The following is a 25949-nucleotide window of genomic DNA, read 5'->3' as shown; positions in this document are numbered from 1 at the left end:
TTGCTCATGCTCGCGTCTCGCGCTGCTCACATTTGGGTGACGTGCGGGAAGCAAAAGGTTAATGACAGAGAAACAACGCCCCGTTAGAGTATTACCGCGTCAGGGATCAGTTCTCAGAAGAGAAAGCGAGTCCATATGGCTTCAAAGGTCACAGAGGAGTACGGCTCTCTAGTCTTCAGCGACTCCGTCATGCGTGATCGGCTGCCCAAGCCCACGTACAAGGAGCTCTCGCGCGTTATCAAGGAGGGCAAGGCGCTCAACCTCGACATCGCCAACGAGGTGGCCCACGCTATGAAGGAGTGGGCGCTCGAGAAGGGTGCCACGCATTACACGCACTGGTTCCAGCCTCTCACGGGCATCACGTCCGAGAAGCACGATGCCTTCATGGAGCCCACTGGTGACGGTCGCGCCTTCGAGACCTTCTCTGGCAAGGCACTTATTCAGGGCGAGCCTGACGCTTCGAGCTTCCCCTCCGGCGGCCTTCGCGCCACCTTCGAGGCCCGCGGCTACACCGCCTGGGACCCGACTTCTCCCGCTTTCATCAAGGACGAGGTCCTCTGCATCCCCACCGCGTTCATTTCCTACACCGGCGAGGCGCTCGACAAGAAGACCCCGCTGCTTCGTTCCTGTGTTGCTCTCGACGCCCAGGCCAAGCGCGTCCTGAAGCTCTTTGGCAAGGACGTCAAGTCCGTCTCCACCACCGTTGGCCCGGAGCAGGAGTACTTCCTCATCAAGGAGGAGGACTACGCTGCCCGCCCTGACCTCATCATGTGCGGCCGTACGCTCTTCGGCTGCGAGCCGGTCAAGGGCCAGGAGCTCGAGGAGCACTACTTCGGCGCCATCCGCCCGACGGTCAACGAGTTCATGAAGGAGCTCGATGACGAGCTCTGGAAGCTCGCCGTTCCGGCTAAGACCAAGCACAACGAGGTTGCCCCGTGCCAGCACGAGCTCGCCCCGATCTTCGAGTCCGGCTCCAAGGCGATCGACCACAACCTTCTCACGATGGAGAAGATGAAGATCATCGCTTCCCACCACGGCCTCGTTTGCCTGCAGCACGAGAAGCCGTTCGATTACGTCAACGGCTCTGGCAAGCACAACAACTGGTCGATCTCCGCTGATGGCAAGAACCTGCTCGATCCGTCCGACACCCCTGAGGAGAACCTGCAGTTCCTCGTCTTCCTCAGCAGCGTGATCGCCGCCGTCGATGATCACCAGGACCTCATGCGCGCGAGCGTCGCCTCTGCTGGCAATGATCACCGTCTGGGCGCCAACGAGGCTCCTCCCGCGATCGTCTCCATCTTCCTGGGCGATGACCTTGCTGCCGTCGTGGACGCGCTGATTAACGACAAGCCGTACACGAGCCACCCGCGCGAGAAGATGGACCTCGGCGTCCCGCAGCTCGCTGACCTCACGAAGGACAGTACGGACCGCAACCGCACCTCTCCGTTCGCCTTCACCGGCAACAAGTTCGAGTTCCGTATGTGCGGCTCCCAGCAGAACCTGTCTGATCCGAACATGGTCCTCAACACCGCTGTTGCCGAGAAGCTCGACAAGTTCGCCACCGACATGGCTGACGTCGCCGAGGACGACTTCCTCCCCGAGGCTCTCGCCTGGGTTAAGAAGACCCTGACCGATCACCAGCGCATCATCTTCAACGGCAACGGCTACTCCGATGAGTGGCCCGTCGAGGCCGAGAAGCGTGGCCTGCTCAACATGCGCACCACGCCGGACGCCCTGCCGTGCATCGTTGATGAGAAGAACGTCGAGCTCTTCGAGAAGTACCACGTCGCCAATGCCGACGAGATGAAGGCTCGCTACATCTCCAAGGCCGAGCAGTACGCCAAGCTCCTCAACATCGAGGCCAACACGATGGTGTACATGGTCAAGCACATGTACCTGCCGGCGCTGTACGACTACTCTGGTGACATCGCCTCCACCGTTGCCACCAAGGCCGAGCTGGGCATCGCCGCCATGGCGGAGAAGGCCCTCGTCCAGTCGCTTACCGACAGCATCGATAACATCACTGAGCTCGTTGCTGACCTCGAGAAGAAGAATGCCGAGGCCCAGGCTCTCGAGTGCCCGACCAAGCAGGACGAGGCCATTCGCGACACCGTCATCCCGGCCATGGACGCGCTGCGTGCCGCCGTCGACGCGATGGAGAAGGTCTGCGGTCACGACTACTGGCCCGTCCCGAGCTACAACAGGATTCTGTTCTACGTGTAGTTCCACGGTTGTCTTTAGACGCTGAGCTATTGGCGGCCTCGCTTCTGGCGGGGCCGCTTTTTTATTGCGCGTGGGCCTGGTAGGCTCCGTGTGCGTGAAGTCGATGTCCGGGATAGCTGCTAGGATGGGTTGAGCAAACGTCGCATGATCATGTGCGTTCAAGGAGGAACAACATGCCTCGCTTCAAATATCCCGAGTCGGATGACGGCCAGCGCCATTCCGCTTCGAGTGGTTCGGGCTCGCATTTCAAGAACCAGTCTTCCGCGGAGCGTCAGCCTGCCGTTCGGTCGGATTCCCACGGGGACGCTCCGGCGAACCCCTATGCCGCCGGCCATGCTGCATCGCCCAACGCCACAGGCCGCGCCGTGGCTCCCATTTCCGCTGGCCAGACGCAGCGCGCGCCCCAGGCTGGCGCCTATGTTCCGCCGGCGACCAACCCCTATGCCGCGGGCGACCCGTACGCCTCGCCCTACCAGGCGTCATACGAGGACAATCCCTATGCTTCCGGCCCCTCCACGGGCGCGGTCGAGATGGGCCATGAGCAGGTTGGATCGCGCTCCCGTGACGGACGTCGCCACAAGAACACCGCCGGCCAGGGCGTTCCGGGCGCCCCACGCAAGCGCCGCCGCCGCGTGCCGGCGATCGTCGTCGTTCTCCTCGTCCTTGCCGTTCTTGGTGGAGGCGGGGCCTATCTCTACTTCAACCCGCCCATCTATCGCGTCAACGTCAACGGCACGGATCGCATGGTGCGTGCTGGCTCCACGCTTCAGGATATTGTCGACGAGGGCTTTGCCTCGCCCACGGCCGGTGACCTTATCGCCGTTGATGGCTCCGTCTGCAAGGAGGGTGGCGGTGACCCCTTCGAGGCAACCGTTAATGGCACGGAGACCGCGGATCCCACGACGGTGGTCCCGCGTCATGCCGTCGCCCAGATCAATGACGGCAACGACACCGACGAGGAGTGCACTGAGACCACGGAGACCCTCCCTCATGGCGAGGGCGGCGAGGACATGAGCTCGTTTAACCTGTATTGGGCGGGCTCGATGCATGTGTACTCGAACGGCGAGGACGGCGAGCAGGTAACGAGGACCGGTAACGTCTCCGGTATCTCGGTCACCGAGGTCACGAAGCAACCCGTTGACGCCGGCTACCACGTTTACACGACGAACACCAATGGCGACAAAGTCATCGCGCTGACGTTCGACGATGGTCCCTGGCCCGGTACCACCTCGGAGATCCTCGACATTCTCAAGGAGAATGACGCGCACGCCACGTTCTTCGAGATCGGTAACCAGGTCGCGGAAAACGCGGATGTCGTGAAGCGCATTCATGACGAGGGGAATCAGATCGCCACGCACACGTGGGATCACGCGAGTGGCTCGGGTGGTGGCGTTGACCTTACGAAGATGAGCGCCGACGAGCAGATTCAGGAGGTCGACAAGGGCTTCCAGGCCATCGAAGACGTGCTCGGGACCTCGGTCACGCGTGTCATGCGCGCGCCGGGCGGCAACTATCACGCCACAAGCAGCGGCAACATCATCACTAACCTTGCCGATCACGTTACGGCTGAGATTGGCTGGAATGTCGATACGGAGGACTGGCGTCGTCCGGGAGCTCAGGCCATTGCGGACAGGATCATGTCCGCTCAGCCCGGAGACGTCGTCCTCATGCACGACGGTGGCGGCGATCGCTCTCAGACTGTCGAGGCGCTCAAGATTGCGCTTCCGCAGCTCAAGGCTCAGGGATATCGCTTCGTTACCATTGACGAGCTTATGAGCTCGTATGGCATGCCGAGCAACGACTAACGCTTACGGTTGACCATCGCGGGCCCCAGGCATGGCTTGGGGCCCGTTTTGTCTAAGGGAGGGTTTATGCCACGCGAGACGAACACCGCCAAGCGGGCGCGCGCAATCGAGTTCTGCGATCGCCTGGGGGAGATGTACGGGCCCGTCGAGTGCTTCCTCGACCACGGGAGCCCCTATCGCCTCGTCATATCCGTGCTGCTCTCCGCCCAGACGACGGACGCGCAGGTCAACAAGGTGACGCCGGAGCTGTTCCGTCGCTGGCCTTCGCCCGAGGCCCTTGCTGCCGCCTCGCCGGAGGAGGTCGCCGAGGTCATCCGCAGCCTGGGCTTCTACAAGAGCAAGGCGAGGCACGCTGTCGAGGCCGCGCAGATGATCGTGAGCGACTATGGCGGGGAGGTGCCGCACACGATGGCCGAGCTCACGCGCCTGCCGGGCGTGGGGCGCAAGACCGCCAACATCGTGCTCAACGTGAGCTTCGGCATCGTCGAGGGTATCGCGGTGGACACGCACGTGAACCGCATCGCGCACAGGCTGGCCCTGAGTCCCAAGACGCACGAGAAGGAGCCGCTCAAGACCGAGCAGGACCTGCTCAAGCTGCTGCCGCGCGAGTATTGGCGCGACGTCAACCACCAGTGGATTCGCTTCGGGCGTGAGGTTTGCAGCGCCAAGGCCCCGCGTTGCGCCGAGTGTCCCATGGCGGATATCTGCCCGAGCGTTGGGAAGTGCTAGCCGCCTCGAACGTGTGACGCGCGGATCATGCCGGGCCGTGGGGCGCTAGCAGTTCAGGCTCGGGCACGTCGGGTTGATGTGGCTCGGATGTCGAATCGTCCGCGCGTCAGGGTTCCCACGTACAATGGACGGCGGACAACACGAGCGAGGGAGACGCCGATGACGACTGAGAACATGGCCGAGAAGAACGTGGCAGCTGCATCTGTGCCCGAGGGCACCGAGTTCGCCGTACCCGCGCCTGAATCCGCCGAGGCCGCCTCGCCCGAGCGCCGCGTCATCGCCGTTATCGATGGCAATTCGCTTATGCACCGCGCGTTCCACGCCATCCCGCCTACGATGACCGCGCCGGACGGCCGCCCCACCAACGCCATCTTCGGCTTCGTGTCGATGTTCGTGAAGCTCGTCGAGAGCTTCCGTCCCAACGGCGTGATCTGCGCGTTTGACAAGGGCAAGCCGCGCGTGCGCATGGAGATGCTCCCGCAGTACAAGGCTCAGCGTCCGCCGATGGATCCGGTCCTGCACGAGCAGTTCCCCATGGTCAAGAACCTGCTGCGGTCGATGGACGTTCCCGTGGCGGAGCTCGAGGGCTGGGAGGGCGATGACATCCTCGGCACGCTCGCCCGCCGTGGCGAGGCCGCCGGCTATGACATGTACCTTGTCACGGGCGACCGCGACATGTACCAGCTGGTCACGGAACACGTGAACGTCGTCTCCACGCGCAAGGGCGTCTCAGACGTGAACATCATGACGCCGGAGAGCGTCGATGACCTCTACCATGGCATCACCCCGGAGCTCGTTCCGGATTTCTACGGCCTCAAGGGCGATACCTCGGACAACATTCCCGGCGTGCCGGGCATCGGTCCCAAGAAGGCGAGTGCGCTCATCTGTCAGTACGGTAGCCTGGACGAGGTCATCGCCCATGCGGACGAGGTTAAGGGCAAGATGGGCGAGAACCTCCGCGCCCACATAGACGACGCCCTGCTCAGCCGCAAGGTCGCGACCATTCGCACGGACGCCCCCATCGAGCTCGATCTGTCTACGGCGAAGTTCCCCACGTTTGACGTCGAGACGGCCCGCGCCGCCATGGGCGAGCTGGGCTTTACGGGTATGACAAGCCGCGTCCTCGCCCTCTCAACGGCGGAGGCCGACGCCGCAGCGGCGGCGAAGCCCGCGTTCGAGCTGCCGAAGACCCTCTCGGGCTCCGCTCTTGAGGAGGCGCTTCGCGACGCCGGTGAGGCGGGGGAGTGGGTCGGTCTCGCCCTCGGCGAGGCCCCCGCGCAGACGACGCTGTTTGATCCTACGCCTGAGCTTGTGGTCTGGGCGAGCTGCGAGGCTGGCATGGGCAGGCTCGGGGGCGACGCGGCTTCCGCGCTGCTCGTCCGTGCCCTCGAGGGTTGGCGCGTCGCTTCGGGCGACGTGAAGGCCCTCATGCACGCCGTCTACCCGAGTGATTCCTCGGTCGCGCCGGCGGTGGACGAGGATGGCCGCTCCTTCGATCCCGCCCTTTGCAACCCGGCCAACCTCTTCGACACGGGCGTGGCCGCCTACCTCCTTGATTCCTCCAAGGGTTCGTATCCCGTGGCGGAAGTGGCCGAGCGCTATCTCGAGGGAGAGCTGCCCGAGGCGACCGACGCCGTTCCCACTCCCGCCATCGCGGCTACGGCGAGCCGCGCGCTCGTGCCCGTCCTGCGCGAGGCGCTTGAGCGTGACGGCTCCGCCCAGCTGATGGACCAGATGGAGATGCCGCTCGTGGGTGTACTCGCACGCATGGAGCGCATGGGCCTCGCCGTTGACCCCGAGGTCCTTGCCGCCCAATCGCGCGAGCTGGGAGCGGACATCGAGGAGAGCCGCCAGAAGATCTTTGCCGCCGCCGGTCGCGAGTTCAACGTCGATAGTCCCATGCAGCTCTCCGGTGTGCTTTTTGATGACCTGGGGCTACCCACGGCGGGTCTCAAGAAGACCCAGCGTGGCTACTACTCCACCAACGCCAAGGTGCTCGAGGACCTCGCTCGCACGAACGACGTGGTTGCCGAGGTGCTCGCTTACCGCGAGAAGGCCAAGATCAGGAGCACCTATCTCGACGCCCTGCCCGAGCTCATCGCAGGTGATGGCCGCATCCACACCAGCCTCAACCAGACGGTTACGGCGACGGGTCGCCTTTCGAGCTCAAACCCCAACCTGCAGAACATCCCGACTCGCTCCGAGCTGGGGCATCGCGTGCGCACGGCCTTCAAGGTGGCTCCGGGCAGCGTGTTCCTCGCGTGCGATTACTCGCAGATCGAGCTGCGCCTGCTCGCGCACCTCTCTGGCGATGAACATCTTATCGCGGCCTTCTGCGAGGGCGAGGACTTCCATGCCGAGACGGCCGCCCGTGTCTTTGGCGTGCCCGTGTCCGAGGTCACGCCCGTGATGCGCAGTCGCGCTAAGGCGGTGAACTTCGGTATCGTCTACGGACAACAGGCCTACGGCCTCTCTACGTCGCTTGGCATCTCGCGCGCGGAGGCGCAGGAGATGATCGACCGCTACTTCGCGGCTTATCCCGGCGTGCGCCGCTACCTTGACGAGACCGTCGCACTTGCCAAGCGCAATGTCTGGGCGTCCACGATGTACGGTCGTAAGCGCCACGTTCCGGACATCTTGGCGCGCAACGCCAACCTGCGCAACTTTGGCGAGCGTACGGCGATGAACCACCCCATGCAGGGCACCGCGGCAGACATTATCAAGCTCGCGATGGTCGCGGTCGACGCGCGCATGCGTGAGGAGGGGATGACGAGCAAGCTCGTCCTCCAGATTCACGACGAACTTGACTTCGAGGTGCCGGAGACCGAGCTCGAGGCTATGAGCGCGCTCGTCAAGGAGACCATGGAGGGCGTGGTGGCGCTGAGCGTCCCGCTGGTGGCCGAGGTTTCCTACGGTGAGGATTGGGCGGCCGCGAAGTAGTCGTGGTGCCCGGGCGGCGATAGCCGTTGTCGCCGCAAGGGGCGCGGTTCTCGGGTGGCAACGGACGTTGCTGCCCGAGGCACGCATGGCGCCAGTCGGCGTATTCAGTCAACAAACACGAGGGGAGCGTATGAGGGTCGTTATCTATACGGATGGTTCTAGCAGGGGCAATCCTGGTCCTGGTGGCTATGGGGCGGTGCTGCGCTATACCGATCCGGCGGGCGTCCTTCACGAGCGCGAACTCTCGCAGGGCTATGCGCGCACCACGAACAACCGCATGGAGCTCATGGCTGCCATCGCTGCGCTCGAGGCGCTCAAGCGTCCGTGCGAGGTGGAGGTCCACAGCGACTCGCAATACGTCGTGAACGCGTTCAACCAGCATTGGGTCGATGGCTGGCAACGCCGCGGATGGAAGAACGCCAAGAAAGAGCCGGTGAAGAACCCGGACCTCTGGAAGCGTCTGATCGCGGCTGCCAAGCCCCATGACGTGCGCTGGGTATGGGTCCGCGGGCACGCGGGCGCCGAGCTCAACGAGCGCTGCGACCAGCTTGCCGTTGCCGCCGCAACCGCGCCTGCCGCCCAACTCCTCGAGGACGAGGGCTTCGAGGGGTAGAGCTCTCGGGTTCGCCGTGACGCCGCTCGCCCCGCTGCGCTCGGCGGGACGCCTGCTCGTGCGTTTCGTTCGCCGTGGCCACCCCATGCGCCAACAAGCATCCACATCCGCCACGACACCCCTCGTCATGTCACAGAGGCGGGGTATAGTAGACCCTCGCAATTCGTACCAACCGCTGGAGGCACCCATGATCGTCCGCTTGAACAAGGCCGTCCTGCACGTCCTCGACCTCGACTCTGCCGTGAGCGTCATCTCCAAGGCCGAGCTTGACCTCGAGGAGAAGCCCGTCAAGTCCTACGTGCAGAGCATCTGCCGCAAGTCCCTCGGCTCGACGGACTGCCGCCACGGCAAGTTCGGGCAGGACAACGCCCTCGCGACCCAGGTGAGCCGCTACCTCCATGGCGCGGATGAGTTCGTTCCGCTGACGGCAACCGTGGCGAGCTTCCTGTTCGGTGAGCTCCAGCGTGCGGATGGCGCCCGTAGCACGGACCTTCTCATGACGGATTTCCTCGATGGTGACGATACACGCTACATCGGCCTTTTCCTCCTCGAGGGCAAGAAGGCCTTCGTCCATGAGGTCAGCCAGGCTGGCTCGATGGTGAGCTGCGACATCGTTCGTCGCTATGGCGTGCTGCCCGCCGCCACCCAGAAGCTTGCGAGCTGGGCCCTCGTGCGTGCGGACAACCTCGAGATTGCCTATGTCGACAAGCCGCGTTCCATCGACGGCCAGGACACGCTGCTCATCCCCGAGGGCCTGCTCCAGTGCAGCTCTGAGGCGAGCGCTCGTGAGACCATCGACTGCGTGACCGAGATTGTGGAGCAGGTCGCCGAGGAGCACGGTGCCAATGCCGCCCTGGCTCTCTCCCGCGCCAAGGCCTACGTCGCCGAGCAGGTCGACGAACAGGATTCCTTCTCGCGCGATGGTCTCGCGGAGAAGGTCTTCGAGGACTCCGAGCCCGCGCGCCGCGCGTTCGAGACTGCGGCTGACGTGCGCCACCTGCCGGAGCGCGTTGCCGTCGACCGTCGCGCCGTCGCCCAGAAGCGCGTGCGCTGCCACCGCATCGTGACGGACACTGGCATCGAGGTCTCGTTCCCGGCGGAGTACGGCGATGACCCGGAGTTCATCCAGTTCTCCACCGAGGCCAACGGCCTCATCTCGATCGAGCTCAAGAACATCGGCAGCATCGAGAACAAGTAGGCGCTACGCGCGCCTGGTGCCCGCGACCGCGCTCGCGCGCGACGGGCACGCAGGAGGTGGCCGGAACCACGCGCGCCTGGTGCGCGCCTGGCCACGAAGGCTATCATTACCCTCTACGCATTGATTCCCTTAGCCATCGGAAGGCATACGATGAGTGCATGGACGTCCTACAAGGGTTCTGTCTACCAGCAGCTCTTTGGCAATTTCTTCGAATACTTCCGCAAGTACTGCGGTGACCAGGACTTCTCCCGCTCAGCGTGGCTCGAGCACGAGCTCGGCAGGCATCGCCTGGCGTTCAACTCCTACTATGACGCGCTGGACAACGAGGCGGCGCGGTTCGCGACCGTCCTTACCACCCGCGGGTTCGTCTCCGCGTGCTGCTTGCATGCGACGGGTGCCGTGAGCGGAGGCGACGACGGGACGTGGCGAATCGAGCGAGACGGCGAAAGTCAGGCCTTCCCGTCCCCTCTGACCTACGTTCGTCGCCAGAAGAAGTTCCTCGGCGGATTCATCGAGAGGGACGTGACGTACGTGATCGTGTTCGATGACGGGACGGACCTTGCGGGCGTCCGTTGCGCCTGTCCCGTCATGCATATGAGTGAGCTCGTGGGCTTCCTCAAGGGCCTCGACGGCGTTGCCTCAGAGGCTGAGATAAAGGGCGCCTTCGATGCGTTTAGGCTCGCTGTCGCGAACGGCGGCACGCGATAGCCCGTCTTCAGGTGGATTGAGGACGACGGTCGCATCCTCTGCCTCGCTGCCTGGCGCGGGCACGCGGCTCGCGGGCGCGCCTGGGCGCGGCCTGTCCGGCGGACGGTGGGCTAGAGCGACTCCTCGAGCAGGTCGATGACCTCGCGGGCGATGTTGTCCTCGGTCAGACCGCAGCATTTGAGGAGGTCTTCCGGCTCGTAACGATCCGGGAAGCCGTGCGGCAGGCCAAAACCGCGCACGCGCGCGTTGGTGGGGCCGAGGATGCGGGCGATGTGGCTGCCAAAGCCGCCGTCGAGCACGCCGTCCTCGAGGGTCACCACGACACGGTTCTCGTCTGTGAGCGAACACACCCAGTCGAAGTCGATGCCGCACGCGTAGCGCGGGTTGACGAGCGTGGCGTCGATGCCCTTCTCCGCGAGGAGGGCCACCACCTTCTCGCCTAGGGGCATGGTGGACCCAAGCGCGAGAATCGCGGCGCCGCTCGTACCCTCGTGGACGATTTCGGGGATGCCGAAGACGTAGCCGCCGTCAGGAATCTCGATGCTCGGGCGGGAGACGACGCCTGCTCCGGGCACGCGAATCGCGTACGGACCGCGGCGGCAGTCGATCGCCCAGTCGAGCATGGCGAGGTACTCCTCGCGGCACGTGGGCGCGAGGTAGGTGAGGCCTGGCATGTCACTGAGCATTGCGATGTCATAAAAGCCCAGGTGAGTGGCATCGGTCGTGCCAAAGGCGCTCGAGCCGAACACAAGGAACGTGATCGGTGCGGCGTTGAGGCAGACGTCGTGCCAGAGCTGGTCATACGTGCGCTGGAGAAAAGTGCCGTAGACGCCGTAGACGGGCTTGGCACCACCAACTGCGAGGCCGGCGCACAGCGTGACGGCGTGCTCCTCCGCGATGCCAACGTCGACGAACTGCTTGCCTGCTGCGGCGCGACGATCGGGCGTGAATCCCATCATGTAGGGCGTGGCGGAGGAGACGGCAACAAGTTGCTGGTCAGAGGCCATGCGCTTGAGTAGATACTCACCCGTGATGTCCGCATAGGTGGCGGGCGGGGTGATTACGATGCCACCGCTCGCGCGCCCGCCGGCGAGCTTCTCGCCAGTCTCCGGATTGAAGGGGCCGACGTGATGCCAGCTCTCCTCGTTTTCCTCCGCCGGGGCGAAGCCGAGGCCCTTGTGGGTGTGGATGTGGAGCACGACGGGGTGGTTGCAGCCGCTGAGACTCGCGAGGGCCTCCTCGCAGGCGGCCTCGTCGTTGCCGTTCTCGAGGTAGCGATAGTCAAGGCCCATCGAACGGAAGTAGTTGTCCTTGGTGTGGCCGCGCGTGGCGCGCAGCTCGGCGAGGTTGGCGTAGATGCCACCGTGGTCCTCGGAGATGGACCACTCGTTGTCATTCACGACGATGATGAGGTTCGTTCCGAGCTCTGCCGCGTTGTCGAGACCTTCGAAGGCGAGGCCGCCGGACAGCGAACCGTCGCCAATGACGGCGACGACGTCATAGGTGTCTCCCGCGAGGTCGCGTGCCTTCGCGAGGCCAAGCGCGAGGCCCACCGAGGTCGAAGTGTGACCCATGGAGAAGTGGTCGTGCTTGCTCTCAACGGGGCTGGCAAATCCTGAGACTGCACCCATGAGCTCTGGTTTTATGAATGCCTCGGCACGGCCGGTGAGCATCTTGTGCGCATAGGTCTGATGGGAGACGTCGAATACGATCTTGTCTCGAGGGGAGTCAAAGACGCGGTGGAGCGCCACCGTAAGCTCGACGATACCAAGGTTGGGGCCCACGTGACCGCCCACCTTGGCGCAGGTCGCAATGATGGCGGACCTGATTTCCTCGCAGAGGGGACGCATCGCTTGGGCGGGGAGAGCGCGAACGTCTGCCGGTGTGGCAATGCCCTCGAGATACATGTGCCCTCCCATCATCTGACCTGCGGTTTCTTGAATCGTGCTAAAAATGCGCCTATTTAGGGCGTAAACATATAGATTGGCACATTTGGGGGAAGAAAGTGTGGTGGGGATGTGCCAGCGGCAGAATAGTGTCGATTGGCGAGGTTATTTTAGGGGGGGCGATGGCGTTGACGGGTGGTCTGATGCATGAAGTCGCGAGCCACGTGGGCACCAAAGCCGCGACGGCGACTGCCCCCGAAGTTGCCGCCGAGGCGACTCGCCTCGAGCGAGAGGGTCGTCTCGGCCTTTGCCGCGAGTTCGTCCAGCATGGAGATGTGTCCGTGTACGAGCATGTGGTGGCGGTCGCGGTTGAGAGCTGCCGCATGGCGGACGCTCTCGCGCGTTATGGCATCACGGTCGACCGGCCCTCGCTCGTGCGCGGGGCGCTTCTCCATGATTACTTCCTCTATGACTGGCACGATCCGGATCCGAGCCATCGGCTCCATGGGTTTCGCCACCCGTTCTTCGCGCTGCGCAACGCGGAGGATGATTTCACCTTGGGCGAGCGCGAGCGCAACATTATCGCGAGGCACATGTTTCCGCTGGTGCCGGTGCCACCCACGTGCCGGGAGGCATGGATCGTATGTGGCGCTGACAAGCTGGTTGCTCTGCGCGAGACGCTCGACTCGCGCGTGCCGAAGCGTTTGCTTCCCCGCTGGCTCAAGGAGGCCGGTCGATGAGTCCTGAAACCGCCGCGATGATCCCACTTCTGGCGGCATCCGTGCCCGCCGCCCCGCTTTCGGGACTCTTCATCTCGTTTCTCGTCTATAGCTTTGCCGGGTGGCTCTGGGAGTCCACTGCCTGCGCGATGATGAATCAGAGACGCTTCGCCAACAGCGGCTTCCTGCTTGGGCCCATCTGCCCGATCTACGGCGTGGGCGCTCTCGCGTGCTGGCTCTTCCTCCGCGAGATTCCGGATGTCGTGTCGCAGTTCCTCGTGTCGGGCTTGCTGTGCTGCACGCTCGAATACGCGGTGAGCGTCATGCTCGAAGCGACGACGGGCGCGCGCTTTTGGGATTACGAGGACAAGCCGGCCAACATCAACGGACGGGTTTGCCTCTACGGCTTCCTGATGTTTGGCGCCGGCGCGGTCTTGATCTGCCGCGTGTTCGAGCCCGCGCTTCTCGAAGTACTTGTGAATGTGCCGGTTGTCGCGCTCGAGGTGGTGGCGGTGGTGTGTGCGATAGCCCTCGTCGTTGATTTGGTGTTTGCCATGGCGAGCTGGCGTCGCCTGTCCACCCAGCTCGAGTCGTTGCGCACGCAGATTCAGGTCAGGATTGACGAATCGATGGGCGAGGCCTCCGAGCGCATGCTCGAAGCGCTGCCGGAACCCGTGGTAGAGGGTGCCGCCGAGGTCTATGAACGCACGCGCGACGTTGCCGAGGACCTTGTCTCGAAGCTTGATCCGCGCGTCGTCGCGGCTGGTGTTGGCCAGGCTACGCAGATGCTGCGTGATGGCATCGCGGAGCACGGCGGCGAGGGCCGCCTGGCCGAGCTCCGCGCCGCCGGCGAGGGCGCGCGTCTGAGGCGTGTGGCCTCGAATGCCCAGGCGACGGAGTGGCTCAACTCCGCCGCCGAGTCGCTCGTGTCGCGTCTTGGCAGGCGAGACCTGCGATTCTTCAATGCGTTCCCGCGCATGCGCATGAAGCGCTATGAGAGCGTCATCAATCGTGCCGGCATCCGCGAGCGCGTGAGGGAGCTGTTCGAGCGCTAGGTGGTGCGGCGAGGCCGCGATTGCCGGCGGCGCCGCCACGGCTGCGGTTGCTAGTGCCGCACGAGGTTGCGCAGGGGCTCCCCGGCTTCGAGGTGGGCGATGTTCTCCGCGGCGATGTCCGCGATGTTGTCGAGGACCGTGAAGAGGTGGAACCCACCGGAGACATGCGGCGTGATCAGGAGGTTGGGTGCATCCCAAAGCGGGCTGTCCTCCGGAAGTGGCTCCGGCGAGGTGACGTCGAGTGCGGCGCCTGCGAGGTGCCCGTTCACGAGCGCCGCGACCAGGTCGTCCGCGACGACGAGGTCTCCGCGGCCGCCGTTGGCGAAGAAGGCGCCCGGGCGCATCGCCGAGAAGAACGCGGCGTCCACAAGGCCTTGCGTTGCCGGTGAGCTCGGCAGGAACGATGCGACGACGTCCGCCTCGCCAAGAATCTGCGGCAGCTCGTCAATAGGGTGGACTGTCTCGAAGCCGGCAGGCGCCTCGCCGCCGTGACGGTTCGCGCCGGTGACGCGTGCCCCCATCGCCTGGCAGAGCTGGGCGAAGTGTCTACCGATGTCACCCGTGCCCAGAACGAGGACTCGTGCACCGGCGAGGGTGGTGACCGGGCCGAGGTCGCCCCAGTCATGGGCGTGCTGCAAATCGTGGTAGCCCGGGAGGCGCTTCATGAGGGCGAGCGTCATCGCGAAGAGATGCTCGGAGACCGCCTGGCCGTAGGCGCCGACGGCGCAGCACAGCGCGAGGTCTGCCGGAAGGGTGCCCGCGGCAAGGTAATTGTCATAGCCGGCCGAGTTGAGTTGCAGCAGCTTGAGCGAGGTTGCCTCGGGGAGACGCTCGGGCGAGAGGTTGCCCACGATGACGTTCGCCTCGGCGACCTGGTCGCTGGTGGGGTTTCCGAGCATGGCGCCCGGCATGGGCGCCACATACGTGAAGCGCGCGTGCGGGGCAGATGCCTCGAGTCGAGTGCACTGCTGCTCATTGAACGGCGGAAGGACAAGGACGTTAAGGGTACTGCCGGCCATGGGTTTTCCTCTCGTGGCGCTATTCTCGGCCGTATTCTACGCGTGCCACGGATAGGCCCGTGCGTCGGCACGTATCGCTTAACGGCCTTGCAAGGTTCTCTCGAGTCATATGCGGGGGACGGACTCGAACCATTTGTGAGGGATGGATTCTCGTACCCGTAGCTTTCCGTATGAAGCACTTGTGAGGAACGGCATCTTAGATGTTGACGAGTCAACAACAGACCGGTAGGCTCTTCTGCCTATAAGATGTTAACACGTCAACAAGCGTCACGCGAAAGGGGTGCCAAGCCTTGTCCTTCCGGATTCTCGGTACGGGATCTGCCCTTCCAGAGCGCGTCGTCACCAACGACGACCTGTCGGATTTCCTCGACACCTCCGACGAGTGGATCTTCACTCGCACGGGTATCAAGGAGCGCCGTATCTGCACGGAGGAAACCCTCGACGACCTTGCGATGGAGGCGAGTCGTCGAGCCCTCGACATGGCGGGCGTCGCCGCCGGTGACCTCGACCTCATCGTCTGCTCGACCACCACGGGCGACCATCTCGTTCCCGCTGAGGCGTGCGCCATCGCCGAGGGCTTGGGTGCCAACTGCGCGGCGTTCGACGTCTCGGGAGCCTGCGCGGGCTTCGTCCTCGCCCTCGACGTCGCCGATGGCTTCATGGCCCGCGGCCGCGCCTCGCACGTTCTCGTGGTCGCCGCGGAGCAGATGAGCCGCGTCCTCGACTGGGAAGACCGCGCGACGTGCGTTCTGTTTGGCGACGGTGCCGGTGCGGCTGTCATCTCGGTCGACGAGGGTCAGAACCCCCTCGCGATGAGCTTTTTGACGACGCCCGACGTTGCCTCCCTGAACGTTCCGGGCATCTCCGGAACCTGTCCGTTCAGGCCGGCGGACCATGTCGCGAGCACCCTTTCCATGGATGGCCGTCGCGTGTTCCGTTTTGGCGTCGGCGCCATCTGCGACGCCGTCAAATCCCTGGCGGGCGAGGCCGGCGTCGCGGTCTCTGACATCGACCACTTCGTATTTCACCAGGCGAACGAGAGGATCCTCTCCGCCGCCGTCAAGCTCCTGGGCGTGGACGACGCGCGCGTGGTCCGCACCCTCAGGAGCACGGGGAACATCTCGAGCGCCTGCATCCCGCTCGCGCTCGACAACCTCGTCCGCTCAGGCGAGCTCAAGCGCGGAGAGCTCGTTGCGCTGGTCGGCTTTGGGGCTGGCCTTGACACGGGGGCCTGTCTGCTTCGCTGGGAGCAGTGACTCGCATAACAAGAACCAATCGGCAAGACAAACGCGAACGCCCAAAGGGCAAGCAAAGGAGAAGAACATGGCTACTGACAACACCTTCGAGCGCGTCTGTGACATCATCCGCGACAACGCCGGCGACGACACCGTCGAGCTGACTCGCGACACCACCATGGCCGAGCTCGGTCTCGACAGCCTCGCCACCGTCGAGGTCGTCGTCGCCATCGAGGGCGAGTTCGACATCGAGCTTGACCAGTCCGTCAACCCGGAGACCGTCGGCGAGTTCGTCGACCTGGTCGAGGCCCAGCTGGAGAAGTAACGATGCTGAAGACTCCTCTCTGCGACGTCCTGGGTATCGAGAAGCCCGTCTTCCAGGGCGGCATGGCCTGGATTGCCGACGCGTCCCTCGCTGCAGCCGTCTCCGAGGCGGGCGGCCTTGGCATCATCGCTGCCATGAACGCGGACGCCGAGTGGCTCCGCGAACAGATTCATGAGCTGCGCCGCCTCACGGATAGACCGTTTGGCGTGAACGTCATGCTCATGAGCCCCTTTGCGGACGAGGTCGCTCAGGTCGTCATCGACGAGAAGGTCCCGGTGGTCGTCACCGGTGCCGGCGATCCGCGCAAGTTCATGAAGGGCTGGCTCGCTGCCGGCATCAAGGTCATTCCGGTCGTCGCCTCGGTGGCGCTCGCCAAGCTCGTCGCCCGTGCCGGCGCGACCGCCGTCGTGGCGGAGGGCACGGAGTCCGGCGGCCACATTGGCGAACTCACCACGATGGTCCTCGTTCCGCAGGTCGTCGATGCCGTTGACGTTCCCGTCGTCGCGGCGGGCGGCATCGCCGATGGCCGCGGCGTCGCGGCCGCCCTCATGCTGGGCGCCCAGGGCGTCCAGGTTGGCACGCGCTTCCTCGTGGCGGACGAATGCACCGTCTCCGAGGAGTACAAGGAACTCGTGCTCAAGGCGAAGGACATCTCCACCCGTGCCACGGGCCGCACGACGGGCCATCCGGTTCGCGCGCTCAAGACGCAGTTCAGCACCGCGTATGCGAGGCTCGAGGCGGAGGGCGCGAGCCCGGAGAAGCTGGCGGAGTTCGGTACGGGCGCGCTCCGTCGTGCCGCCAAGGATGGCGACGTCAAGAACGGCTCGTTCCTCTGCGGCCAGATCGCGGGCATGGTGCGCGAGCGCCAGAGCGCCCGAGAGATTGTCGATGACCTGGTCGAGGGCGCACAGGAGGTTCTCTCGGGGGCGGGCCGATGGGTAAGGTAGCCTTCCTCTTCGCGGGTCAGGGCTCCCAGCGCCCGGGTATGGGCGCGGGCATTGCCAGCGTCTCTCCCGCGGCGCGAGCCGTGTTCGAGGCCGCGGACGCCGTGCGTCCCGGGACTTCCGGTCAGTGCTTCGAGGGCACGGCGGAGGAGCTGTCGAAGACCGCGAACACGCAGCCCTGCGTCTTCTCCGTGGACCTCGCCTGCGCCCGCGCCCTTCTCGAGCGCGGCGTTCGCCCTGATGTCGTGGCGGGATTCTCCCTCGGCGAGGTGGCGGCGCTGACCTTTGCCGGCGCGTTTGACGACGAGGAGGGCTTTGCCCTCGTGTGCCGCCGTGCCGAGCTCATGGCAGAGGCAGCCGCGGCCCATCCCGGTGCCATGCGCGCCGTGCTCAAGCTCGACGCTGCCACGGTGGAGGAACTCGCCTTCCGGGCCGGGGCGGACACGAACGGCGCCTGCTGGCCCGTGAACTACAACAGCCCGCTTCAAACCGCGGTCGCGGGCTCGCCCGCTGCCTGCGAGAGGCTCGACGAGCTCGTGCGCGAGGCTGGCGGCCGTGCGGTGAGGGTGGCCGTCTCGGGTGCCTTCCACAGCCCGTATATGGCCGAGGCGGCCGAGGGCTTGGCTGCGTATCTCGAGACGCACGAGCCGGCGGCGACGCAGGTGCCCGTTGTGGCCAACCGCTCCGCTCGCCCGTATCCCTTTGGCGCGAGCGAGGCCGCGGCGCTTCTGTCCGAGCAGGTGAAGAGCCCGGTGCGTTGGGTTGAGACTCTGCGCTGGATGGCGGACGCCGGCGTGGACGCCTTCGTGGAGGTTGGTCCCGGGAAGACCCTCCAGGGGCTCGTCAAGCGGACGCTCGAAGGTGTCTCGGTCTTTGGCGTCGAGACGCCCGAGCAGCTCGAGGCGGTTGCCGCCGCGCTTCGCGGAGGAAAGGACTCAAACGATGGACAACGGTAGGGAAGGGGCGCTCGTGCGCGAGGGGTCGAGGCGCGTCGCCCTCGTGACGGGTGCGTCGCGCGGCATCGGTCGCGCCATTGCCTGCGGGCTTGCCTCCGATGGCTTTGACGTCGCGCTCGTCTATGCGGGAAACGCCGAAGCCGCGGCGGAGGCCGTCGCCGAGTGCGAGGCGGCGGGTGCCACGGCGCGCGCCTATCGCTGCGACGTGGCCAACGCCGACGAGGTCAAGGCGACGGTCGACGCGGTCCTTGCGGACTTCGGGTCCGTCTGGGCGCTCGTCAACAACGCGGGCATCACGCGCGACACGCTACTCGCGCGCATGAAGGACGAGGACTTCGCGAGCGTGATCGGCGTGAACCTCACCGGCGCCTTCAACATGACGCGTGCCCTCACGCGTGCTTTCATGCGCCAGCGCGGTGGTCGCATCGTGAACATGTCGTCGGTCGTGGGCCTTATGGGAAACGCGGGACAGGCGAACTATGCCGCGTCGAAGGCGGGTCTCATCGGCCTTACGAAGTCCGTGGCGCGAGAGCTCGCCGGTCGAGGCGTGACCGTCAACGCGGTGGCGCCCGGATTCGTGCGCACGGACATGACCGCGGCGTTGCCCGAGCAGGTCGTCGAGCGATATGAGGGCCAGATTCCCCTGGGCAGACTGGCAGATCCGGACGAGGTCGCGGGCGTGGTCCGTTTCCTGGTCAGTGACGCCGCGGCGTACGTGACGGGCGAGGTCATTCGCGTAGACGGCGGAATGGCGATGTAGAGAGGGGCCGAGGTGCCTCGGTTTGGTTTGGAGAAGACGATGGAACATAGGGTGGCGATCACCGGCATTGGCGCGGTCACGCCTCTGGGCAACACGACCCCCGAGACCTGGGAGGCCATGTGCGCGGGGCGTTGCGGCATCGGCCCCATAACCCGCATCGACACGGAGGGCCTCTCGGTGGGCGTTGCGGCGGAGGTCAAGGGTTTTGACGGCGAGGCGTACTTTGGACGTCGCGAGGCGAAGCACCTCGACCGTTGCGTGCAGTTCGCGATGGCGGCCGCCGACGAGGCGATGGCGGACGCCGGACTCGATGCCGAGGGAGCCGTCGACCATGAGCGCCTGGGCGTCTACATCGGTTCGGGCATCGGCGGCGTGGAGACCTACACCGAGCAGGTGCACCTCATGGGGGAGAAGGGCCCGCGCCGTGCCTCCCCCTACCTGGTTGCGATGATGATCCCGAACATGGCCGCGGGCAACGTCGCTATCCGCCACAACGCCCAGGGGCCGACCCTGCCTGTGGTGACCGCGTGCGCCACCTCGGCCCATGCGGTGGGCGAGGCGTTCCGCGCGATCAAGCACGGTTATGCGGACGCCATCCTCGCGGGTGGCGCAGAGGCACCCATTATCCGCGAGGTAGTCGCGGGGTTTACTGCGTGCCGTGCGCTCAGCACCAACCCGGATCCCGCGACGGCATGCCGCCCCTTCGATGCCGAGCGCGATGGCTTCGTCATGGGCGAGGGCGGGTGCGTGCTTGCCCTCGAGCAGTGGGAGCACGCCGTCGCTCGCGGGGCGCGCATATATGCCGAGGTCGTTGGCTACGGCAACACCGATGACGCCCACCACATCACGAGTCCGGACCCTGAGGCCGCGGGTATCGCTCGCGCCATTAGCCAGGCTATGACGGAGGGCGGCGTGAACCCCGGGGAGGGGCTCTACATCAACGCCCACGGCACCTCGACGAAGCTCAACGACGCGTCTGAGACGCTCGGCTTCAAGCGCGCGCTGGGCGAGGATGCCGCCCGTGCCGCTCACGTGAGCTCCACCAAGTCGATGACCGGCCACATGCTCGGCGCGACTGGCGCCGTCGAGATCATGGCATGCGCCCTCGCCCTGCGCGACGGCATCGTGCCGCCCACCATCAACTACATGACGCCTGACCCCGCCTGCGACCTGGATTACACGCCCAACGAGGCTCGCGCCTGCGAGCTCGAGTGGGCGCTTTCGACGAACCTCGGCTTTGGCGGTCACAACGCGTGCGTCGCCCTGCGAGCCGTCAAGGAGGCATAGGCATGGATTCCAACAAGATTGCCGAGATAGCGGACGTGATGGAGGGCCGCGGCCTCACCCGCGTGCGCGTCGAGGAGCCAGACGGCTCCGCCTTCGAGCTCGAGCGCGCCGTCCGCGAGCCGGCTCCCGCGGTCGTGATGCCGCAGGTCGTCGCCGGTACGGCCGTCGCCGCGCCGCTGGCCGTGCAGGCCGCGGGGGCTGCCACGGTCGAGGCCGATGTCGCGGCGTCGGCGGCGCCCGAGCCTGCGGAGGCGGAGCCCGCAGGCGTGGAGGTCACGTCTCCGATGGTGGGTGTCTACTACGCTTCCCCGGCGCCGGATGCCGAGCCCTTCGTGCGCGTGGGCTCGAAGGTCCGCAAGGGCGAGACGCTCTGCATCATCGAGGCGATGAAGGTCATGAACGAGGTTGCCGCCACGGCGGACGGCGAGATCCTCTCCATCGAGGCCGCCGACGGCGATTTGGTCGAGTACGGCAGTTGCCTCATGAGGATCGGTTAGGGGTCAGACATGAACAGGGAAGAGATCGAGCGCGTCCTGCCGCATCGCGAACCGATGCTCTTGCTCGACGAGGCCGAGCTCGTGGGTGACGAGGCCCGTGGGCGCATCACCATCACCGGCGAGGAGTTCTTCCTCCAGGGGCACTTTCCCGGCAACCCCGTGGTGCCGGGCGTGATCCAGTGCGAGATGCTCGCCCAGAACTGCTGCGTGCTCTTCTCCGAGGAGCTCGCCCAGGGTGGCACGCCGCTCTACACGAGCCTCGACAAGGTGCGCTTCAAGCGTCCGGTCCGCCCGGGTGACACCATCGAGCTCAGCTGCAGGCTCACCCGCGCGCGCGGCCCCTTCCGCTTCTGCGAGGGGATCGCGACCGTGGATGGCGAGGTCTGCTGCAAGGCATCCATGTCGTTTGCGCTCGTGGACGAAGTCCGGTAGGGGATGGATCGATGTTCGACAAGATTCTGGTCGCGAACAGGGGCGAGATCGCCGTTCGCGTGATTCGCGCCTGCCGCGACATGGGCGTGCGGACCGTCGCCGTCTACTCGCCCGCGGACGCCGAGGCCCTGCACGTGCGCCTCGCTGATGAGGCCTACTGCATCGGCGGCTCGCGTCTTGCGGAGAGCTACCTCAACGAGGATGCGGTCCTGACCACCGCCGTGAAGTCTGGCGCCAAGGCGATCCATCCCGGCTACGGGTTCTTCTCGGAGAACGCGGGCTTCGTGCGCGAGTGCGAGAAGTGCGGCCTTGCGTTCGTGGGCCCTTCCGCTGAGGTCATCGACCGCATGGGCGACAAGGACGCCGCCCGCCGCACCGCGAAGGCCGCGGGCGTTCCCGTGGTCCCCGGCTGCGACCTGCTGAAGTCTCCCGAGGAGGCGGAGCGCGAGGCGCGCCGCATCGGGTGCCCCGTGCTCATCAAGGCCCGCTCGGGCGGCGGCGGACGTGGTATCCGCAAGGTCGAGCGTGCCGAGGACGCCGGGCGAGCCTTCAGCGAGGCCCGCGCAGAGGCCGAGGCCGCCTTCGGTGACGGCGAGTGCTACATGGAGAAGTTCGTCTCGCCCGCGCACCACGTTGAGGTCCAGATCATGGCCGACAAGTTTGGCAACGTCTTCTCCCTCGGCGAGCGCGAGTGCTCCGTGCAGCGCCGCAACCAGAAGCTCGTCGAGGAGAGCCCGGCGCCCTGCCTCGAGGGCCGCCCTAACGTACGCGAGCGCATGCATCGCGCCGCGCGTGACCTCGCGCGTGCCGTGGCTTACGAGGGGGCTGGTACCGTCGAGTTCCTCTACTCGGACGATGGCAGCTTCTACTTCATGGAGATGAATACGCGCCTGCAGGTCGAGCACCCCGTTACCGAGTTCGTCACTGACGTTGACCTCGTCAAATGGCAGCTGCGCGTGGCAGCGGGCCAGGCCCTGCCCTTCGAGCGCGAGGACCTTCCGGTGGCCGGCCATGCCATGGAGTGCCGTATCAACGCCGAGACGCCCGATTACCTGCCCTCGTGCGGCACCGTCACGATGCTGCACGTTCCTGGCGGGCCGAAGGTGCGCTTCGACTCGGCGCTCTTCCCCGGCGCCGTCGTGCCGCCCTACTACGATTCGATGCTCGCGAAGGTCATCGTCTGCGCGTCTACGCGCGACGGTGCCATTCGCAAGATGCGCTCTGCCCTGGGCGAGCTCGTGATCGAGGGCGTCGATGAGAATAGCGAGCTCCAGCTGCGGATTCTCGCCAATGAGGAGTTCCTCTCCGGCAACTACCACACGAACCTGATGGAGGGCATCAATGCTGCGCAATAGGATCGGCCATGCCCTGAACGCGCTCGAGGGGCCCATGACCGAGGTCTGTGCTGAGTTCCCCGCGCGCCACGTGCTTGTCAAGTGCCCTGGTTGCCGCCGCGCCATTGACGAGGGGACGCTCCGCGAGAACCTCGAGGTGTGCCCGCGTTGCGGCAAGCACCTGCGCCTGTCTGGCCGGGCTCGCATGCGCGCGACCGTCGACGCCGGGAGCTTCGAGGAGTGGGACGCCGGCCTTCGCGCGACGGACTTCCTGGAGTTTCCGGGATATGCCGAGAAGCTCGAGGCGGCGCGCGCGTCGTCTCACGAGAACGATGCTGTCATCTGCGGGCGTGGCACCATAAGCGGGCATGCCTGCGCGCTGTTCTTCATGAACGCCGACTTCATGATGGGCTCGATGGGGTCGGTCGTTGGCGAGAAGATCTGCCGTGTGTTCGAGAAGGCCTGCGAGCTGCGACTTCCCGTCGTGGGCTTCACCGTTTCCGGTGGGGCTCGTATGCAGGAGGGCGTTACGTCGCTCATGCAGATGGCGAAGGTGTCGGCCGCCGTGCGTCGTCACTCCGCGGCGGGGCTTCTCTACGTGTGCGTTCTGACGGACCCCACGACGGGTGGCGTCACGGCGAGCTTCGCCATGGAGGGCGACGTCACGCTCGCCGAGCCGGGCGCGCTCGCGGCTTTCGCTGGCCCGCGCGTGATCGAGCAGACCGCCAGGAAGAAGCTCCCCGCTGGTTTCCAACGGTCTGAGTTCCTCCTCGAGCACGGCTTTTGCGATGCCATCGTTGAGCGCGGGAACATGGTCGCCACCCTCGCGAAGCTGCTGGCCCTTCATGAGGGGGAGGTTCCCGCGGGGGATTCGCCCCACTCGCACACTGGTGGCGTGCCAAGCCGCCTGGCCAAGCGCGTGGGCAAGGCGAAGAGGGGAGTGGTGTCGAGGAGTGCGTATGACGTCGTCAAGCTCACTCGCTCGGCGGACCGGGTGACCGCCACGGAAATCATCGAGTCTGGCCTCGACGGGTTTGTCGAGCTCCATGGAGACCGCCTCTTTGGCGATGACGCCGCGGTGGTCGCGGGCATTGGCTGGAAGGATGGCCGTGCGATTACCGTCATTGCCATCGAACGAGGCACGACGACCAAGGAGCGCGTGCGCCGCAATTTTGGCATGCCTCATCCGGAGGGGTATCGAAAGGCGCTTCGCCTCATGCGGCAGGCCCAGAAGTTTGGCCGTCCGGTGCTGTGCCTCGTCGATACCTCGGGCGCCTACTGTGGCATTGGCGCCGAGGAGCGTGGCCAGGGCGAGGCCATCGCTCGGAACCTCGTTGAGATGAGCGGGCTTAAGGTGCCCGTCGTGAGCGTGATCACGGGCGAGGGCGGTAGCGGTGGAGCGCTCGCGCTGGGCGTTGCCGACAGGTTGCTTATGCTCGAGAGCTCGGCTTTCTCGGTTGTGAGTCCCGAGGCCTGCGCCTCCATCCTCTGGAAGGACCCGAAGCGTGCCGAGGACGCGGCCGCGGCGCTTTGCCTCACGGCGCCAGAGCTGCGGGAGCTTGGGCTTGTCGATGGCGTCATCGCCGATGCCGGTCTTACCAAGGCCGAGCTCGCCCGTGACATCGTGCGCGAGGCGCAGGCGACGTTCGACGAGCTTGCGGTCCTGGATGCCGAGGAGCTCGTTGAGAGGCGCTATGCCAAGTACCGCGCGATTGGCGCGAATCGCCTGGATTAGGACGGTGGAGAATGGCGCGGGGGTGCTGTGTCTTTCGTTTGCGCGCGGTGACGGCATCCCCGCATGCGCAGGCGGGCTGCATCCCCTGTTCGCATGCGGGTGATAGACTGAACGGGCAACCAAACGTCAGAAGGGAATCGCATGGGCGTCACCACTAAGACTTCCGAGGCGGAAATCGCCGCTGCTGAGGAGCTCGTCAGCTTCATTCAGAAGAGCCCGAGCATGTTCCACTCCGTTAAGACCATCCGCTCCTACCTTGACGAGGCCGGCTTCACGTACCTCCCCGAGGCTGGCGCGTGGGATGTCCGCGCGGGCGGCAGCTACTACACGTGCCGCAACAACTCGACCGTCATCGCCTGGAAGGTAGGCGAGCGCGTTGCCGAGGAGGGCTCGAACTATCACTTCCAGCTCGCGGCGTCTCACGCGGATTCGCCGGCGTTCAAGCTCAAGAACGTTGCCGAGATGGAAGGCCCCGAGGCCTACCTGCGTCTCGACACCGAGGCTTACGGCGGCATGATCGACTACACCTGGTTCGACAAGCCTCTGTCGCTTGCTGGTCGCGTGCTTGTGCGCGAGGGTTCTCGCATCGAGAGCCGTCTCGTGTCGCTCGACCGTGACGTCGCGATTATCCCGAGCCTTGCCATTCATTTTGATCGTGCCGTGAACGACAAGTTCTCGCCCAACCGCGCGGCCGACCTGTGCCCGATCATGTCCGCAGGTGACTGCACCGTGGGCACCGTCGACGCGCTCGTGGCAGAGCACCTTGGGATCGAGCCCGAGAACATCGTCGCGCGCGACCTGTTCCTCGTGAACCGTCAGCGTGGCTGCGTATGGGGCGCCGCCAGCGAGTTCGTGTCCTCGCCCAAGCTTGATGACCTTGCTTGCGCGTTCACGTCGCTCAAGGCGTTCCTTGCGAGCGACAACCAGCGCGATGTGAGCGTCTACTGCTGCTTCGACAACGAGGAGGTTGGCTCGAACACGAAGCAGGGCGCCATGTCCACCGTGCTCGCCGATACCCTCGCGCGTGTGAACGCGGCGCTTGGGCACACGAGCGACGAGCTGTGCCAGGCGGTTGCCAAGTCCATGCTCGTGAGCTGCGATAACGCGCATGCCGTTCACCCGAACCAGGCGGGTAAGTGCGACGCCGTCAACCGCTGCCGCCTCAACGGCGGCCTCGTGGTGAAGGAAGCGGCGAACCAGAAGTACTGCACCGACGCCTTCAGCCGCGCCGTGCTCCAGGCGGTTTGTGCCGATGCGGGCGTGCCGCTTCAGACGTTTGCCAACCGCAGCGACATGGCGGGCGGCTCTACGCTTGGAAATCTTTCGAACACGCAGGTCAGCGTGCATGCCGTTGATGTGGGCCTGCCGCAGCTGGCCATGCACTCGAGCTACGAGACGGGCGGAGCGCGCGATGTGACCCTCGCTATCGAGGCTCTCACGGCTTTCTATAACGCTGACCTTCTCATTGATGGCGCCGATGCCGTGACGCTGGGGTAACGCCCGGCCATCGCCAGGAAGCCGAAACATCGGGCGGGTGGCGCAGGGAAAT

22 protein-coding genes are annotated in these 25949 nt (G+C 65.5%); 20 read left to right on the top strand and 2 right to left on the bottom strand.

Annotated features, from left to right (window positions below; translation table 11 throughout):
- The first annotated feature begins 135 nt into the window (after positions 1–135).
- The 7 genes from ABCN07_RS04510 to ABCN07_RS04480 all read left to right on the top strand — a co-directional run bounded on the left by ABCN07_RS04510 (position 136) and on the right by ABCN07_RS04480 (position 10216).
- Entirely contained in the window at positions 136–2223 is a 2088-nt protein-coding gene (locus tag ABCN07_RS04510; protein ID WP_343005565.1) for a glutamine synthetase III, read from the top strand.
- Positions 2224–2396: 173 nt separating this feature from the next.
- Positions 2397–4028 carry a polysaccharide deacetylase family protein gene (locus tag ABCN07_RS04505; RefSeq protein WP_343005564.1) on the top strand — a complete coding sequence of 544 codons (1632 nt, stop codon included), beginning with the start codon at positions 2397–2399 and terminating at the stop codon, positions 4026–4028.
- A 66-nt stretch (positions 4029–4094) separates the two neighbouring features.
- On the top strand, positions 4095–4757 hold the full coding sequence (nth, locus tag ABCN07_RS04500) for an endonuclease III (RefSeq protein ID WP_343005563.1): 663 nt from the start codon (positions 4095–4097) through the stop codon (positions 4755–4757).
- Positions 4758–4916: 159 nt separating this feature from the next.
- The gene (gene polA, locus ABCN07_RS04495) at positions 4917–7697 is read left to right on the top strand and encodes a DNA polymerase I (RefSeq protein ID WP_343005562.1); all 2781 of its coding nucleotides are present in this window, start codon (positions 4917–4919) and stop codon (positions 7695–7697) included.
- Positions 7698–7827: 130 nt separating this feature from the next.
- Entirely contained in the window at positions 7828–8310 is a 483-nt protein-coding gene (gene rnhA, locus ABCN07_RS04490; protein WP_293836298.1) for a ribonuclease HI, read from the top strand.
- Positions 8311–8497: 187 nt separating this feature from the next.
- Positions 8498–9508 carry a nucleoid-associated protein gene (locus ABCN07_RS04485; RefSeq protein WP_293836301.1) on the top strand — a complete coding sequence of 337 codons (1011 nt, stop codon included), beginning with the start codon at positions 8498–8500 and terminating at the stop codon, positions 9506–9508.
- Between the two features lie 150 nt (positions 9509–9658).
- On the top strand, positions 9659–10216 hold the full coding sequence (locus ABCN07_RS04480; protein ID WP_343005560.1) for a hypothetical protein: 558 nt from the start codon (positions 9659–9661) through the stop codon (positions 10214–10216).
- 110 nt (positions 10217–10326) lie between these two features.
- On the opposite strand, the gene ABCN07_RS04475 is transcribed toward ABCN07_RS04480, so the two are convergent.
- Positions 10327–12123 carry a 1-deoxy-D-xylulose-5-phosphate synthase gene (locus ABCN07_RS04475; RefSeq protein ID WP_343005559.1) on the bottom strand — a complete coding sequence of 599 codons (1797 nt, stop codon included), beginning with the start codon at positions 12121–12123 and terminating at the stop codon, positions 10327–10329.
- A gap of 161 nt (positions 12124–12284) precedes the next feature.
- Here ABCN07_RS04475 and ABCN07_RS04470 point away from each other — a divergent pair, with 161 nt between their 5' ends.
- Both ABCN07_RS04470 and ABCN07_RS04465 read left to right on the top strand, forming a co-directional pair.
- Positions 12285–12842 (top strand): HD domain-containing protein, encoded by a 558-nt coding sequence (locus ABCN07_RS04470; protein ID WP_343005558.1) that lies wholly within the window; start codon positions 12285–12287, stop codon positions 12840–12842.
- Positions 12839–13876: a putative ABC transporter permease gene (locus tag ABCN07_RS04465; RefSeq protein WP_343005557.1), complete on the top strand. Its 1038-nt coding sequence runs from the start codon at positions 12839–12841 to the stop codon at positions 13874–13876. Before ABCN07_RS04470 ends, ABCN07_RS04465 begins: the two co-directional genes overlap by 4 nt.
- Positions 13877–13926: 50 nt before the next feature.
- Here ABCN07_RS04465 and ABCN07_RS04460 read toward each other — a convergent pair whose 3' ends face one another.
- Positions 13927–14895, bottom strand: coding sequence for a D-2-hydroxyacid dehydrogenase (locus ABCN07_RS04460; protein WP_343005556.1), 969 nt, complete (start codon positions 14893–14895; stop codon positions 13927–13929).
- 290 nt (positions 14896–15185) lie between these two features.
- On the opposite strand from ABCN07_RS04460, the gene ABCN07_RS04455 reads away from it, so the two are divergent.
- The 11 genes from ABCN07_RS04455 to ABCN07_RS04405 all read left to right on the top strand — a co-directional run bounded on the left by ABCN07_RS04455 (position 15186) and on the right by ABCN07_RS04405 (position 25897).
- Positions 15186–16151, top strand: coding sequence for a beta-ketoacyl-ACP synthase III (locus ABCN07_RS04455; RefSeq protein ID WP_343005555.1), 966 nt, complete (start codon positions 15186–15188; stop codon positions 16149–16151).
- A gap of 67 nt (positions 16152–16218) precedes the next feature.
- Complete coding sequence (locus ABCN07_RS04450) at positions 16219–16455, top strand: phosphopantetheine-binding protein (protein WP_293814687.1); 237 nt, start codon at positions 16219–16221, stop codon at positions 16453–16455.
- Positions 16456–16457: 2 nt separating this feature from the next.
- On the top strand, positions 16458–17402 hold the full coding sequence (fabK, locus tag ABCN07_RS04445; RefSeq protein ID WP_343005554.1) for an enoyl-[acyl-carrier-protein] reductase FabK: 945 nt from the start codon (positions 16458–16460) through the stop codon (positions 17400–17402).
- Positions 17390–18355 carry an ACP S-malonyltransferase gene (locus ABCN07_RS04440; RefSeq protein WP_343005553.1) on the top strand — a complete coding sequence of 322 codons (966 nt, stop codon included), beginning with the start codon at positions 17390–17392 and terminating at the stop codon, positions 18353–18355. The genes fabK and ABCN07_RS04440 overlap by 13 nt, the downstream gene beginning before the upstream one ends.
- Positions 18342–19115 (top strand): 3-oxoacyl-[acyl-carrier-protein] reductase, encoded by a 774-nt coding sequence (gene fabG, locus ABCN07_RS04435; RefSeq protein ID WP_343005552.1) that lies wholly within the window; start codon positions 18342–18344, stop codon positions 19113–19115. Before ABCN07_RS04440 ends, fabG begins: the two co-directional genes overlap by 14 nt.
- A gap of 39 nt (positions 19116–19154) precedes the next feature.
- Entirely contained in the window at positions 19155–20402 is a 1248-nt protein-coding gene (fabF, locus tag ABCN07_RS04430) for a beta-ketoacyl-ACP synthase II (protein ID WP_343005551.1), read from the top strand.
- Between the two features lie 2 nt (positions 20403–20404).
- A complete protein-coding gene (gene accB / locus ABCN07_RS04425; RefSeq protein ID WP_343005550.1) occupies positions 20405–20899 on the top strand; it encodes an acetyl-CoA carboxylase biotin carboxyl carrier protein in 495 nt (164 codons plus the stop codon).
- Between the two features lie 9 nt (positions 20900–20908).
- Complete coding sequence (fabZ, locus tag ABCN07_RS04420) at positions 20909–21331, top strand: 3-hydroxyacyl-ACP dehydratase FabZ (protein WP_343005549.1); 423 nt, start codon at positions 20909–20911, stop codon at positions 21329–21331.
- 11 nt (positions 21332–21342) lie between these two features.
- Positions 21343–22686: an acetyl-CoA carboxylase biotin carboxylase subunit gene (locus ABCN07_RS04415; RefSeq protein ID WP_343005548.1), complete on the top strand. Its 1344-nt coding sequence runs from the start codon at positions 21343–21345 to the stop codon at positions 22684–22686.
- Complete coding sequence (gene accD, locus ABCN07_RS04410) at positions 22673–24400, top strand: acetyl-CoA carboxylase, carboxyltransferase subunit beta (protein ID WP_343005547.1); 1728 nt, start codon at positions 22673–22675, stop codon at positions 24398–24400. The genes ABCN07_RS04415 and accD overlap by 14 nt, the downstream gene beginning before the upstream one ends.
- A gap of 141 nt (positions 24401–24541) precedes the next feature.
- On the top strand, positions 24542–25897 hold the full coding sequence (locus ABCN07_RS04405; protein ID WP_343005546.1) for a M18 family aminopeptidase: 1356 nt from the start codon (positions 24542–24544) through the stop codon (positions 25895–25897).
- Positions 25898–25949: the final 52 nt, after the last annotated feature.

This window comes from Collinsella sp. 1033st1_E11_1033SCRN_220408, assembly GCF_039062465.1.
Classification (GTDB): domain Bacteria; phylum Actinomycetota; class Coriobacteriia; order Coriobacteriales; family Atopobiaceae; genus Parolsenella.
Note: the sequence above shows the minus strand (reverse complement) of the source record. Positions and strands in the feature narration are given on the sequence as shown.